The sequence below is a fragment of the Cupriavidus taiwanensis genome, assembly GCF_900250075.1.
Taxonomy (GTDB): Bacteria; Pseudomonadota; Gammaproteobacteria; order Burkholderiales; family Burkholderiaceae; genus Cupriavidus; species Cupriavidus taiwanensis_C.
The window spans coordinates 1,609,583-1,623,040 of sequence record NZ_LT977070.1 but is presented as its reverse complement, the minus strand read 5'-3'; the positions used below and the strand labels follow the sequence as shown (position 1 = coordinate 1,623,040).

General features: G+C 67.1%; 9 protein-coding genes and 2 tRNA genes. 6 read left to right on the top strand and 5 right to left on the bottom strand.

Annotated features, from left to right (window positions below):
• Positions 1–107: 107 nt before the first annotated feature.
• Positions 108–371, bottom strand: a complete 264-nt coding sequence (locus CBM2588_RS07575) for a DUF1488 domain-containing protein (protein ID WP_018006788.1) — start codon at positions 369–371, stop codon at positions 108–110.
• A 227-nt stretch (positions 372–598) separates the two neighbouring features.
• On the opposite strand from CBM2588_RS07575, the gene CBM2588_RS07570 reads away from it, so the two are divergent.
• Positions 599–674 (top strand) — tRNA-Lys (locus CBM2588_RS07570).
• Between the two features lie 134 nt (positions 675–808).
• On the opposite strand, the gene CBM2588_RS07565 is transcribed toward CBM2588_RS07570, so the two are convergent.
• Positions 809–2,197: an 8-oxoguanine deaminase gene (locus CBM2588_RS07565; RefSeq protein ID WP_115680005.1), complete on the bottom strand. Its 1,389-nt coding sequence runs from the start codon at positions 2,195–2,197 to the stop codon at positions 809–811.
• A 140-nt stretch (positions 2,198–2,337) separates the two neighbouring features.
• A complete protein-coding gene (locus CBM2588_RS07560; RefSeq protein WP_115680004.1) occupies positions 2,338–3,246 on the bottom strand; it encodes a LysR substrate-binding domain-containing protein in 909 nt (302 codons plus the stop codon).
• 141 nt (positions 3,247–3,387) lie between these two features.
• On the opposite strand from CBM2588_RS07560, the gene CBM2588_RS07555 reads away from it, so the two are divergent.
• The 3 genes from CBM2588_RS07555 to CBM2588_RS07545 all read left to right on the top strand — a co-directional run bounded on the left by CBM2588_RS07555 (position 3,388) and on the right by CBM2588_RS07545 (position 5,472).
• A tRNA-Lys gene (locus CBM2588_RS07555) sits at positions 3,388–3,463 on the top strand.
• 354 nt (positions 3,464–3,817) lie between these two features.
• Positions 3,818–4,798: a tripartite tricarboxylate transporter substrate binding protein BugE gene (locus CBM2588_RS07550; protein WP_012352566.1), complete on the top strand. Its 981-nt coding sequence runs from the start codon at positions 3,818–3,820 to the stop codon at positions 4,796–4,798.
• A gap of 323 nt (positions 4,799–5,121) precedes the next feature.
• Complete coding sequence (locus CBM2588_RS07545) at positions 5,122–5,472, top strand: hypothetical protein (protein ID WP_115680003.1); 351 nt, start codon at positions 5,122–5,124, stop codon at positions 5,470–5,472.
• Between the two features lie 67 nt (positions 5,473–5,539).
• Here CBM2588_RS07545 and CBM2588_RS07540 read toward each other — a convergent pair whose 3' ends face one another.
• On the bottom strand, positions 5,540–7,057 hold the full coding sequence (locus CBM2588_RS07540; RefSeq protein WP_115680002.1) for an acetyl-CoA hydrolase/transferase family protein: 1,518 nt from the start codon (positions 7,055–7,057) through the stop codon (positions 5,540–5,542).
• Between the two features lie 388 nt (positions 7,058–7,445).
• Between CBM2588_RS07540 and CBM2588_RS07535 the strand changes: the two genes are divergently transcribed.
• Positions 7,446–8,006: a MarR family transcriptional regulator gene (locus CBM2588_RS07535; RefSeq protein WP_115680001.1), complete on the top strand. Its 561-nt coding sequence runs from the start codon at positions 7,446–7,448 to the stop codon at positions 8,004–8,006.
• A gap of 165 nt (positions 8,007–8,171) precedes the next feature.
• On the top strand, positions 8,172–13,025 hold the full coding sequence (locus CBM2588_RS07530) for an NAD-glutamate dehydrogenase (protein WP_115680000.1): 4,854 nt from the start codon (positions 8,172–8,174) through the stop codon (positions 13,023–13,025).
• Positions 13,026–13,046: 21 nt separating this feature from the next.
• On the opposite strand, the gene CBM2588_RS07525 is transcribed toward CBM2588_RS07530, so the two are convergent.
• On the bottom strand, positions 13,047–13,400 hold the full coding sequence (locus CBM2588_RS07525) for a hypothetical protein (protein WP_115679999.1): 354 nt from the start codon (positions 13,398–13,400) through the stop codon (positions 13,047–13,049).
• Positions 13,401–13,458 lie beyond the last annotated feature (58 nt).

Here is a 13,458-nt window from a genome sequence, read left to right as displayed (position 1 = left end):
GCCGGCGGTGCCGGCTGGCAAGCAAGGCCGGACGGCCTATGCTCTGAACCCTGATGCAAGATGGGCGCCCGCGGCTTGCCTGGGGCGGGCCGGGGCATCCATCTGCATCAGATCGGCGCCACGTGGGCGCGCTTGACGACGATAGGCTGCGGCGCACCCTGCTCGATCAGCACCACGGCGGCGCGTTCGATGGTTTCGCGGCCGGCGCGGAATGCTTCTTCAAGTGACAGCACCTGGTCGGCGCTGAAACCTTCCCACAGTGCTTCGCGTGTCACCACGCAAGTCACCTTCTCGCCATTGACAAGTGCCTGGAACAACAAGCCTTCGTTATTGATGTCGTAGCGCTCTTGCTCTTGGAATTTGATATCCATCGGTGCAGCCCTCCATATGCAAGTGGAGAAACATCCTAACATGGCTCCGGCAAAATCGTATGGGTAGAACCCCATGCGATAGGGTTCATTCGGAAGACCACCGCGACCGCCGTTCGGTTCCGTCGCACACCCCCTTCGCACGCAGGGCGCGTGCGCGTAGCTTGCCATGGCAATTGCGTCAGGCAATTGACAGCGCCGGAAATCATGCTAGAATCTCGTTCTTCGTTGGGGCGTTAGCTCAGTTGGTAGAGCAGCGGACTCTTAATCCGTAGGTCGAGTGTTCGAGTCACTCACGCCCCACCAGCGAATACAAAAAAGGCCGGAAGCAGCAATGCTTCCGGCCTTTTGCTTTTGGCAACGGCCTTTTGCCCTGGGCGGCCCGGACCGCACCGATCCGTTGCGGCAGAGGCCACCGCCCCCGCCGCAACGGCACTGTGTCACGCGCCAACGCTGGCCCGCTCGAACAGCGTGCGCGCCAGCGCGCGATGGCGCAGCAGCACCGCGGGCAGGTCGGCCGTCAGCAGCTCGCCGTCGCGCACTACTTCCCTGCCATTGATCACACTGGCCGCGACATTGGCCGGCGTGCAGAACACCAGCGCCGCCACCGGGTCATGGCCGGCGCCGGCAAACCCGACCGACGCCAGGTCGAAGGCGACGAAGTCCGCCGACATGCCCGGCGCCAGCGCGCCGATATCGTCGCGGTTGAGCACGCGCGCGCCACCCAGCGTGGCGATTTCCAGCGCCTCGCGCGCGCTCATCGCGGCCGGACCGTAGCCGACCCGCTGCAGCAGCATCGCCTGGCGCGCCTCGCCAAGCATATGCGCGCCGTCGTTCGACGCGCTGCCGTCCACGCCCAGCCCCACCGGCACGCCCGCATCGCGCATGGCACGCACCGGCGCAATGCCCGACGCCAGCCGCATGTTCGAGCACGGGCAATGCGCCACCCCAGTGCCGGTGCGGGCGAACAGCGCGATGCCCTCGTCGTCCAGCTTGACGCAGTGCGCGTGCCAGACATCGTGGCCGACCCAGCCCAGGTCCTCGGCATACTGCGCCGGCGTCAGGCCGAATTTCTTGCGCGAATAGGCAATGTCGTTGTCGTTCTCGGCCAGGTGCGTATGCAGCGACACGCCGTAGTGGCGCGCCATCACCGCCGATTCCCGCATCAGGTCGCGCGATACCGAGAACGGCGAGCACGGTGCCAGCACCACGCGCAGCATCGCGTGGCGCGCGCTGTCGTGGTACTGCTCCACCAGCCGCTGGCTGTCGCGCAAGATGGCGGCCTCCTCTTCCACCACCACGTCCGGCGGCAGGCCGCCCTTGCTGCGGCCCACGCTCATCGAGCCGCGCGCGGCATGGAAGCGCATGCCCATCTCCTGCGCCGCGGCGATCGAGTCGTCCAGGCGCGAGCCATTGGGAAACAGATAAAGGTGGTCGCTGGTGGTGGTGCAGCCCGACAGCATCAGCTCGGCCATCGCAGTCTTGGTCGACACCGCGATCATTTCCGGCGTCAGGTGCGACCACAGCATGTACAGGTTGGTCAGCCACGAGAACAGCTCGGCATCCTGCGCCGCCGGCACCGCGCGCGTCAGGCTCTGGTACATGTGGTGGTGCGTGTTGACCAGCCCGGGCGTGACCACGCGGCCGCGCATATCCAGCACCTGCGCGCTGCCGTCGTCGACCATGCGCCGGTATTGCGGCGGCAGCTCAGCGGTCGGGCCGACCCATTGCACCGCGGGGCCTTCGGCGACCAGCGCACCGTCGCGGATCTCGCGGCGCTGCGCGTCCATGGTCACCAGGACGTCGGCATTGAGGGCGATCAGGGTCATGGCGGAACTCCTTCTGTGAAGCGGATGGGATTGAGGGCAGATACGATCGCCGCCAGTCTACGGCGGCGCGTTGCCTCTTCCCAAGCACAGAATTCCGAGCAGCCTGTCCACAAAAAGTGTACATCCGCCAGAAGCCCGGCTCAGCGGGCCTGCGCGAACAGCGTCGCCAGCGCGTCGCCGATGCGCTCGGCCATCAGCGCCGCCGCGGCGTTGAGTGGGCCGCCGGCGCGCGCCACCAGTGTCAGCGTCTGGCCCTGCAGGTGGCGGTCGCGCAAGGGCACGTACACCAGCGCCTGGCGCGCGCGCTCCTCCATCACGTCGAGCGGGTTCAGCAGGGCAATGCCGGTCCCCAGCAGCACCAGCTGGCGGATCAGCACGGTCGAGGTCGACTCCGCCACCGGCGACACTTCGATTGCATTGCGCGCAAAGGCCGCATCGAGGATGGCGCGGATCGACAACGACGGCGCCGGCAGGATCAGCGGATAGCCGACACATTCGCTTAGCAGCACCGATGGCCGCGCCGCCAGCGCATGGCCGGGCGGCACCACCGCACCGATCTGCCAGTCGCTGCTGGCCAGCGCACGAAAGGCCGGCAGTTCCGGCAGGTCATAGCCCAGGCCCAGGTCGGCATCGCCCTGCTCCACCGCCGCCACGATATCAGCCACCGGCAGGTCATTGACGCGCACCACGATGCCCGGATAGCGCTGGCGGAAGTCATGCACCAGCGACGGCATCAGCGAGCCCGCCAGGCCTGCCGTCACCGCCAGCGTGACCTCGCCCCGGCGCGCGCCCTTGAACTCCTCGATGCGCTCGCGCAGCGCGTCGTGCTCGCGCAGCGTCTGGCGGACGTGGGCCAGCACCATCTCGCCCAGCGGCGTCAGCCGCAGGCGCTTGTTGATGCGCTCGAACAACGGCGCGCCCAGTTCGGCCTCCAGATCCAGGATCTGCCGGTTGACCGCGGTCGGCGCCACATGCAGGTGCTCGGCCGCCTTGCGGATGGAACCGCGGCGAACGACCTCGTCGAGATAGCGTAGGACTCTGGCGTGCATGGATCTGGCAAACAGGTGGATGCGGTGCCGGCGCGGAGGCGCATGACGGCGGCCTGGCATTGTAGCGGTCAGGCTTCGCAAAAAATCCCGTAAAGGCTATTGCGCCGCATCCGATACCTTGCTACAATCTTTTTCTTCGTTGGGGCGTTAGCTCAGTTGGTAGAGCAGCGGACTCTTAATCCGTAGGTCGAGTGTTCGAGTCACTCACGCCCCACCAGCGAATTCAGAAAAGCCGGAAGCCTTGCTTCCGGCTTTTTGCTTTGGCGCTTCTTTAACGCTTGCCGCTCGATCCGGCCTCGCGCGCGATCGGCAACACGGCCCGATTCTTGATACGCGGGTTCTCACCAATTCCCCTGCAGACGCTTTCCCGGTTGAATCGCTCCGGCGCCATTGTGGAACATAGTTCCGTATCGCGGAACTATCGCAAGCGCCGGCCGTACCGCATCCCGGCACGGCCCGGTCATGCCAGCCCGGAAAAACCTGACCGCGCGGACCCCGGATCCGTAGCCGATCCGCCGACCCGCCTGCAGCCCGGCTGGCGCATCAGTGAAAGAAGAATTGGAGGCCCTCCTTGAAAGCAGTCCTTAACGCCGGCGCAGCCGCATGCATCGCGGCCCTCGGCCTGGCCCACGCCGGCCTGGCGCACGCCCAGTCCTACCCTGCCAAGCCGATCCGCCTGATCGTGCCGTTCGCGGCCGGCGGCACCACCGATATCGTGGCGCGCGCGGTGTCCGACGGCCTGGGCCGTGAACTGGGCCAGCCGGTGGTGGTGGAAAACCGCGGCGGCGGCGGCGGCGCCATCGGTGCCGACGCGCTCGCCAAGTCCGCGCCGGACGGCTACACGCTGGGCATCGCCACGGTCAGCACCATGGCAACCAACCCGGCCACCAACCCGAAGAATCCGTACGATCCGCTCAAGGACTTCGCGCCGATCACCAACCTGGTCAACGTGCCCAACGTGCTGACGGTGAATCCGAAGGTCCCGGCCAAGACCCTGAAGGAATTCGTGGCGATGCTGAAGGCCAACCCGGGCAAGTACAGCTACGCCTCGGCCGGCAAGGGCAGTATCTCCCACCTGGACGGGGAACTGTTCAAGGACATCACCCAGACCGACATGGTTCACATCCCCTACCGGGGATCGGGCCCGGCGCTGAACGACACGCTGGCGGGCCAGGTCAACGCGCAATTCGACAACCTGCCGTCGTCGATGCCGCATATCCAGGCCGGCAAGCTGCGCGCACTGGCGGTGGCAGCGCCCAAGCGCGTCGAGGGCCTGCCCGACGTGCCGACCTTTGCCGAAGCCGGCATGAAGGACATGAACAACATGGCCTGGTACGGCCTGGTGGCGCCGGCCGGCACGCCGGCGGCGATCATCACCCGCGTGCATGACGCGGCGGTCAAGGCGCTGCAAGACCCCAACGTCAAGCGCCGCCTGGCTGACAGCGGCGCCTACACCGATGGCAACACCCCGGCGCAGTACGCCGCCCAGATCAAGCGCGAACTGGACCTGCGCAAAAAGATCGCGCGCGACCAGAACATCACGCTGGAATAAGCCGGCCTGGCGGCATCAGCCGCCTCCGGACCGTGAAAACCGGCTGCCACGGCAGCCGGTTTTTTTTATGGGCGGCGCCCGAAAATGCGCCGCGCACCACTCAGAGTCTTCCTATTTCCGCGGCATTTGATCCCGCACAGCACGCCCGTCCCGCCGGTAACGTTCAATACGTGTAGAAGAAACTTTCACTTTGCGGACACGCGCCGACTCGGTACATTTACCGGGTGCTCCGCAACACCGCGCCGGCATTCGACCGGCCAACGTCCGGCCCCAAACCGGTTTCGCGCAGGCGCTGCGCGACCGTCATTCGCGAGGATAGCAAGATGCTGAAGAAGACCCTGATCGTTGCAGCCCTGGCCGCGCTCGGCGCGACCCAGGCGTATGCGCAGAAAAACTACACCGAAGGCGGCGATCTCTACAGCGGCAGCCACACCAAGAAGGCCGGGCCGAACCAGAGTGCGGCCAAGTCCGGCAAGTTCGACCCGTACACCGACGGCGCCAAACAATCGACCAAGTCGGAGCTGAACAGCTCCGGCAAGAAGTTCGATCCGAACACCGATGGCGCCAAGACCGGCAAGTACGACCCGTACACCGACGGCGCCAAGGCGGGCAAGGCCGATCCCTACACCGACGGCGCCAAGGCGCCCGCCAGCCAGGGCACCAAGGCGCAGTAACACCGCCCTCGCCCGCTCACACAGCCCGCTTGCGCGGGCTGTTTTCTTTTTGGGTGTCGCCCGTGCCTCAAGCAGCCAGCGCCTGCGCCGGCCGCGCCGGCTGCATGGTGCCGCGGTCGCGGAAGGCGACATGCCAGGACAGCGCCTCTTCCACCAGGTGCGGGGTCTGGCCGCCATGCGCGCAGGCGCGGCGGAAGTAATCGCCCAGCAGGTCGCGGTATTGCGGGTCGGCGCAGTTGGCGATGATGGTGCGGGCGCGTTCGCGCGGCGCCAGGCCGCGCAGATCGGCCAGGCCGTGCTCGGTGACGATGATGTCGACATCGTGCTCGGTATGGTCGACGTGCGCCACCATCGGCACGATGCTGGAGATATCGCCACCCTTGGCCACCGACTTGGTCACGAACACCGACAGGTGCGCATTGCGGGCAAAGTCACCCGAGCCGCCGATGCCGTTCATCATGTGCGTGCCGCCCACATGGGTCGAGTTGACGTTGCCGTAGATATCGCACTCGAGCGCCGTGTTGATGGTGATCAGCCCCAGCCGGCGCAGGATCTCCGGATGGTTGCTGATTTCCTGCGGCCGCAGCAGCAGGCGCGAGCGGTAACGGTCCAGGTTCGACAGGAAGCGCTGGTACACCGCGCGCGTCAGCGTCACCGACGAGGCCGAGGCAAAGGCCAGGCGCCCCGCATCCAGCAGCTCGATGGTGCTGTCCTGCAGCACTTCGGAATACATCTGCAGGTCGCGGAACGGCGACTCGACCATCCCGTGCAGCACCGCGTTGGCAATGGTGCCAATGCCGGCCTGCAACGGCTGCAGCGACGGCGACAGCCGGCCGGCGCGCACTTCGCGCAGCAGGAATTCATTGAGATGGCCGGCGATCTGGCTGGTGCCGGCATCCGGCGGCAGCGCGTTGGACGGGCTGTCGTCCTTGGCGGTGATGACAATGGCCGCGATCTTCTCGGGATCGATCGGGATATACGGCAGGCCGATGCGCTGCGCGGGCGCGATCAGCGGGATCGGCTGGCGGTACGGACGCTGCACCGGGAAATAGATGTCGTGCAGTCCTTCCAGCTCCAGCGGCATGTTCAGGTTGATCTCGACGATCACCTTGCGCGCCAGCATGGCGAAACTGGCCGAGTTGCCCACCGAGGTGCTGGGGATAATGCCGCCCTGCTCGGTGATGGCCACCGCTTCCACCACCGCGACGTCCACCGGCGCAATCTGGCCCGAGCGCAACTGCTCGACGGTCTCAGACAGATGCTGGTCGATGAACATGACTTCGCCCGCATTGATCTTGCGGCGCAGCGTGGGATCGGACTGGAACGGCAGGCGGCGCGCGATCACGTCGGCCTCCGCCAGCACCCGGTCGATGTCGTTGCCGAGCGAGGCGCCGGTCATCAGCGTGATGCGCAGCGGCTCGGTGGCGGCGCGACGGGCGAGCGCGAACGGCACTTCCTTGCAGTCGCCCGCGCGCGTGAATCCGCTCATGCCTACCGTCATGCCGTCGCGGATCAGCGCGGCGGCTTCGTCGGCCGAGACCACCTTGTCATGCAGCCTGGCCAGGCGAATGCGTTCCTTGTACATCCTTGATCTCCGTTCTGACGGCCGGCCCGTGCCTGCGCCGTTTGCCCCGTGCTGGCCTGGCGGCTGGTTGCGGGGTCTCCGGCAGGCAGTGTAGCCAGCCATGCTTATTCCAGCGATGATTTAAAGTCATTCATTCAAGTCGCTTTTTTCATAATCTTGCAAATGACGCGCAGCAGTCGGCACTAGTGCGCGGTACCGGCTCAGGACATTCCCGCAGTTGTCACAAATCCGGCAAAAGTTTCTGTTAGTCTCGCCGTTCGGTCGACCCAGCCCGCCCCAGAGGCTGCGGCGGCCGTGCCGCCCGGGCCGGCCATGCTCCGGCCCCTTGCACCCCTTGCGGGTGCCTGTGCATTGCGGTGGCGGCAAAACACAACAGGAGACGCCATTCATGCAGCCAAGACCCCTCGAACCCAGCGAGCCGGTTGTCCTTGCCCTGATTGACGCAGTCACCGCCTGGCAAGGTGCGTTGGACCAGACCCTGCGCGCCTCGGGCCTTAGCTATTCCCAGTGGCTGCTGCTGCGGGCCATCCGCCAGGGTGCCTTCAAGCGCGGATTGCCGCTGACCGGTCCGATGCCGCTCGAAGCCGCACAATCGGAGACCATGCTCGACGAACTGCGCCGCGACGGCTGGATCGAATACACCGCCACGATGGCACCCCGCATCGCCGAAGGCGCCACGGCGCGGGTGCAACGTACCGCGCAGGCGCTGAGCGCGCTGCACAGCGTCTCGGTCGCGGCCTTCAATTCGCAGGAGCGTGCCGCGCTGGGCAGCCTGCTGGACCGGATGAAATCCACGCTGGACGGCCACACTTCACGCCAGGCCAGGGCCGCCTCCGAGGCCCCCCGGCAGGAACGGCACAGCCAGCATAGCCAGCCGCTGCCCTGCCCCGGCCTGCCGCCGGTCGCGCACCGTCCGTCTTCCTGCCCCAGCCTCGCCACGCGCTTCTGAGCGCTGCCCGGGTCCCGCGGCGCGCCGCCGGGACCCGTCGGGGCCCCTCCCTCGCCATCGCCAGTACCCGCCACTTTGTTGCGCCGGGTACTCGGATTTTTCCTAAAGTATGAGCATGCCCCGGCACATGCCCCGGCGGCCCATCGACACCGCGAGGAGGGGAACATGCCGCAGGAGAACGAAGACAAGGTCGCGCACCTGCTGGACCAACTGGCCAACTTCGCGCGCGGGCGGCTGCCGGCGGCGATGTTCAGCGTGGTCGAGCCCTTCCTGCTGCATTACTACGACCAGGCCGATGCCGAAGACCTGTTGCGGCGCGAAGTGGCCGACCTGTACGGCGCCGTGATGGCGCACTGGCAGACGGCGCAGAAGTTCACCCCCGGCAGCGCCCGCATCCGCGTCTACAACCCCAACCTCGAAGAGCACGGCTGGCACTCCGACCACACCGTGGTCGAGATCGTCAACGACGACATGCCGTTCCTGGTCGACTCCGTGACCATGGAGATCAACCGCCAGGGCCTGGCGCTGCATTCGGCCATCCATCCGGTGTTCCGGGTCTGGCGCGGCGGCGCCGGCATCGAGCGGATCGCCCCTGCCGGCGCCGGCGAGGGTGGCGACAATTCGCGCCTGGAGTCCTTCATCCATTTCGAGATCGACCGCACCGGCGAGGCATCGCGCCTCGACGCCTTGCGCAACGGCATCTCGCAAGTGCTGGTCGACGTGCGCGCCGCGGTGGAAGACTGGCCGAAGATGTGCGACATCACGCGCGCCACCATCGGCGTGATGGCGCAGGCACCGGACGCGGCTTCAGCGGAGAGCGTCGAGGCGCGCGCCTTCCTGGAATGGATGATGGACGACCATTTCTCCTTCCTGGGACAGCGCGACTACCAGCTGGTGGCGCGCGACGGACGCTACTTCCTGCGCGGCGTGGCGGGCTCGGGCGCCGGCATCCTGCGCGAAAGCCTGCGCGAACCCGATGCCGAAGACCTGACCCCGCTGCCCGCGGCGGCCACCGCGATCATCGAAGGCAGCTCGCCGATCTTCCTGACCAAGGCCAATTCGCGCGCCACCGTGCACCGGCCCGGCTATCTCGACTACGTCGGCGTCAAGCTGCTCGACGAAAACGGACAGCTGTTCGGCGAGCGGCGCTTCGTCGGCCTCTACACTTCGACCGCCTACATGGCGCCGATCGCCGACATCCCGCTGGTGCGGCGCAAGTGCGCCAACATCCTGGCACGCGCCGGCTTCCTCGCCAAGGGCCACCTGTACAAGTCGCTGGTCACGATCCTGGAGCAATATCCGCGCGACGAACTGTTCCAGGCGACCGAGGACGAATTGTTCGACATCACCACCGGCATCCTGCGGCTGCAGGAGCACCAGCGCACGCGGCTGTTCGTGCGGCGCGACCGCTTCGATCGCTTTGTCTCGTGCCTGGTGTTCGTGCCGCGCGACAAGTACAACACCGACCTGCGCCAGAAAATCCAGAAGCTGCTGACCGCGGCCTTCCACGGCACCAGCTGCGAGTTCACGCCGCTGCTGTCGGAATCGCCGCTGGCGCGCATCCAGCTGACCGTGCGCGGCGAGCCCGGCACCATGCCCAAGGTCGACACACAGGAGCTGGAAGCGCGCATCGTGCATGCCAGCCGCCGCTGGCAGGACGACCTCGCCGAAGCGCTGCACGAAAGCCACGGCGAAGAGCAAGGCAACAGGCTGCTGCAGCGCTATGGCGGCTCGTTTCCCGCCGGCTATCGCGAAGACTATCCGGCGCGCACCGCGGTGCGCGATATCGAGCTGATGGAGCACGCGGTGCGCGGCAACGGCATGGCGATGAACCTGTACCGCCCGATCGAGGCCGCGCCGGGTGCGTTCCGTTTCAAGGTGTACCGCGCCGGCGAACCGATCGCGCTGTCGCTGAGCCTGCCGATGCTGGAGCACCTGGGCGTGCGCGTCGATGAAGAGCGCCCCTACCTGATCGAGCCCGACAGCGGCGCGCCGCTATGGGTGCACGACTTCGGGCTCGAGATCGCCGATGGCAGCAGCGCCGCGGAGTTCGACATCGCGCGCGTCAAGGCGCTGTTCGAGGATGCCTTTGCGCGCGCATGGCACGGCGAGATCGAGAACGACGACCTCAACCGCCTGGTGCTGCGCGCCGAACTCGCCGCGCGCGACGTCACCATCCTGCGCGCCTACGCGCGCTACCTGCGGCAGGTGGGCTCCACCTTCAGCGATGCCTATATCGAACGCGCGCTGACCGGCAACGCCGCCATTGCCGCAATGCTGGTGGCGCTGTTCGTGGCGCGCTTCGACACCTTCAGCCAGGTCGCCACCGACACCGCGCGCCAGGCGCGCTGCGACAAGCTGCTGGCCGATATCGGCACGGCGCTGGACAAGGTCCCCAACCTCGATGAAGACCGTATCCTGCGGCTCTTCCTCGGCGTGATCAACGCCACCGTGCGCACCAACTATTTCCACCGTGGCGAGGACGGCCAGCCGCGCCCGTACCTGTCGTTCAAGTTCAATCCCGCGCTGGTGCCAGGCTTGCCGGAGCCGCGCCCGATGTTCGAGATCTGGGTCTACTCGCCGCGCGTGGAGGGGGTGCACCTGCGCGGCGGACGCGTGGCCCGCGGCGGCCTGCGCTGGTCGGACCGGCGCGAGGACTTCCGCACCGAAGTGCTGGGCCTGATGAAGGCGCAGATGGTCAAAAACACGGTGATCGTGCCGGTCGGCTCCAAGGGCGGCTTCGTGGTCAAGCGCCCGCCGCCGCCCACCGACCGCGACGCCTTCCTGCGCGAAGGCATCGCCTGCTACCAGACCTTCCTGCGCGGCCTGCTGGATCTGACCGACAACCTCGTCGGCAGCGAGCTGGTGCCGCCACCCGACGTGGTGCGCCACGACGACAACGACCCCTACCTGGTGGTGGCCGCGGACAAGGGCACGGCCACGTTCTCGGACTTCGCCAATGCGATCTCGGCCGAGTACGGGTTCTGGCTGGGCGATGCCTTCGCCTCCGGCGGCTCGGTCGGCTACGACCACAAGAAGATGGGGATCACCGCGCGCGGCGCCTGGGAATCGGTCAAGCGGCATTTCCGCGAGATGGGCATCGACATCCAGTCCACGGAATTCACTGTGGCCGGCATCGGCGACATGTCGGGCGACGTGTTCGGCAACGGCATGCTGCTGTCGCCGCATATCCGGCTGGTGGCCGCGTTCGACCACCGCCACGTCTTCCTCGACCCGGATCCGGACCCGGCGCGCAGCCTGCAGGAACGCGCGCGGCTGTTCGGGCTGCCGCGCTCTAGCTGGGCCGACTACGACGCCACGCTGATTTCCGCAGGCGGCGGCATCTATCCGCGCACGGCCAAGACCATCCCGCTATCGCCGCAGGTGCAGGCGGTGCTCGGCATCACCGCGAGCGCGCTGTCGCCGGCCGAGTTGATCCACGCCATCCTGATGGCGCCGGTGGACCTGCTCTACATCGGCGGCATCGGCACCTACGTCAAGTCGAGCCAGGAAACACACCTGCAGGCTGGCGATCGCACCAACGATTCGGTGCGCGTCAATGGCAACGAACTGCGCTGCAAGGTGGTCGGCGAAGGCGGCAACCTCGGCTTTACGCAACTGGGCCGCATCGAGTTCGCGCGCAAGGGCGGCCGCATCAACACCGATGCCATCGACAACTCTGCCGGCGTCGACTGCTCCGACCACGAGGTCAACATCAAGATCCTGCTGGGACTGGTGGTCGCCGACGGCGAGATGACCGAAAAGCAGCGCAACAAGCTGCTGGCCGAGATGACCGACGAAGTCGGCCTGCTGGTGCTGCAGGACAACTACTACCAGACCCAGGCGCTATCGGTCGCCGGCCGCAGCAGCGGCGCGCTGCTCGACGGCGAGGCGCGTCTGGTGCGCTGGCTGGAACGCGCCGGGCGGCTGAACCGCGCGCTCGAATTCCTGCCGTCGGACGAGGACATTGCCGAGCGCAAGCTGGCCGGCGAAGGCCTGACCTCGCCCGAGCGCGCCGTGCTGCTCGCCTACAGCAAGATGTGGCTGTACGACGAACTGCTGGGCTCGGACGTTCCCGAAGACGCCCTGGTTGCCGGCATGCTCGCGGATTACTTCCCGGTGCCGCTGCGCCAGCGCTACGGCGAAGCCATGCAGCGCCATCCGCTGCGGCGCGAGATCCTGTCCACACACCTGACCAATATGCTGGTCAACCGCATCGGCGCCACCTTCGTGCACCGGATCATGGAAGAAACCGATGCGCGACCCGCCGATATCGTGCGCGCCTGCCTGATCGCGCGCGACGTGTTCGGCCTGACCGCGCTGTGGCAGGAGATCGACGCGCTCGACAATCGCGTCGCCGACGCCGAACAGGCTCGCATGTTCGGGTCGGTGGCGCTGCTGCTGGAGCGCGCTTGCCTGTGGTTCATCCGCTATCTGCGCAGCGGCAGCAGCGCCACCGAAGACCTGGCGCGCTTTGCGCAAGCGGCACAGTGGCTGGGGCCCCGCTTGCCGCAACTATTGCCGCAGGCCGATGCCACGGCGTTGACCGAGCATACGCGTGCGCTGATCGAGGCGGGGGTGGGCGAGACGCTGGCCGCGCGCGTGGCCGGCAGCGAGATCTCGGCCGCGGCGCTCGACATCGCCGAAGTGGCCGCGGCGTGCGAGCGCAGCCTGGAGCTGGTGGCCGGGGTCTACTTCGCGCTGGACAGCCACCTGAGCTTCAGCTGGCTGCGCGACCGCGCGCTGGCGCTGCCATCGGACACCCACTGGGACTTGCTGGCACGCACTACCACGCTCGATGATCTGGGACGGCTCAAGCGCGCGCTGACGGTCAGCGTGCTGTCTCAAGCGGGAGATCAGGCCTCGCCGGAAGCGATGATCGACGCCTGGCGCGCCAGCCGCCATGGCGCGCTCGAACGCTTTACGCGCATGCTGGCGGACCAGCGCGCCTCCGGCGCGGCGGGACTGTCGATGCTGTCGGTCGCGGTGCGCGAGATCGGCATGCTGGAGCGAAGCTAGCCGCCCCGGCTGCCTGCCGGCTTACTCGTCGGTATCAGGGTCAGGATCAGCGCCGAGGTCCGCATCGGCGTCGGCGCTGCGCGGGCGCAGCTCGAGCCCGAGCAGGATCAGCAGCTCGAAGGCATCGGACAGCAGGTGTTTCTGCCGCGGCAACAGGCTGGCGTACGGCATGTCGTAGATCGACTGATGCGCCGCGCGCTCGCCCTTCAGGCCACGGTCGCGCGCGATGTCCGACAGCAGCGCGGCAAAGCCGGACAGGTCCTGCGCCGCCAGCGCCGAGTTCAACACCTTCGCGATAACTTCGGGCGAAGCGTTGGCCCAGCCCATGCGCTCGGCATTGGAAGCGGGGTCGTTGGGAAGGTCGGCAAAGTCCATGTTGTGTTTAACGGTCCTGCCTAAACTAGCTTAAGCCGTCAACGATGTGAATTTGACC

What these genes read in the sequence shown, in the direction of transcription:
- CBM2588_RS07525 (WP_115679999.1), bottom strand. Translation starts at nt 13,400, where the DNA reads ATGGACTTTGCCGACCTTCCCAACGACCCCGCTTCCAATGCCGAGCGC.
- CBM2588_RS07535 (WP_115680001.1), top strand. Translation starts at nt 7,446, where the DNA reads ATGCAGCCAAGACCCCTCGAACCCAGCGAGCCGGTTGTCCTTGCCCTG.
- CBM2588_RS07575 (WP_018006788.1), bottom strand. Translation starts at nt 371, where the DNA reads ATGGATATCAAATTCCAAGAGCAAGAGCGCTACGACATCAATAACGAA.
- CBM2588_RS07560 (WP_115680004.1), bottom strand. Translation starts at nt 3,246, where the DNA reads ATGCACGCCAGAGTCCTACGCTATCTCGACGAGGTCGTTCGCCGCGGT.
- CBM2588_RS07540 (WP_115680002.1), bottom strand. Translation starts at nt 7,057, where the DNA reads ATGTACAAGGAACGCATTCGCCTGGCCAGGCTGCATGACAAGGTGGTC.
- CBM2588_RS07530 (WP_115680000.1), top strand. Translation starts at nt 8,172, where the DNA reads ATGCCGCAGGAGAACGAAGACAAGGTCGCGCACCTGCTGGACCAACTG.
- CBM2588_RS07545 (WP_115680003.1), top strand. Translation starts at nt 5,122, where the DNA reads ATGCTGAAGAAGACCCTGATCGTTGCAGCCCTGGCCGCGCTCGGCGCG.
- CBM2588_RS07565 (WP_115680005.1), bottom strand. Translation starts at nt 2,197, where the DNA reads ATGACCCTGATCGCCCTCAATGCCGACGTCCTGGTGACCATGGACGCG.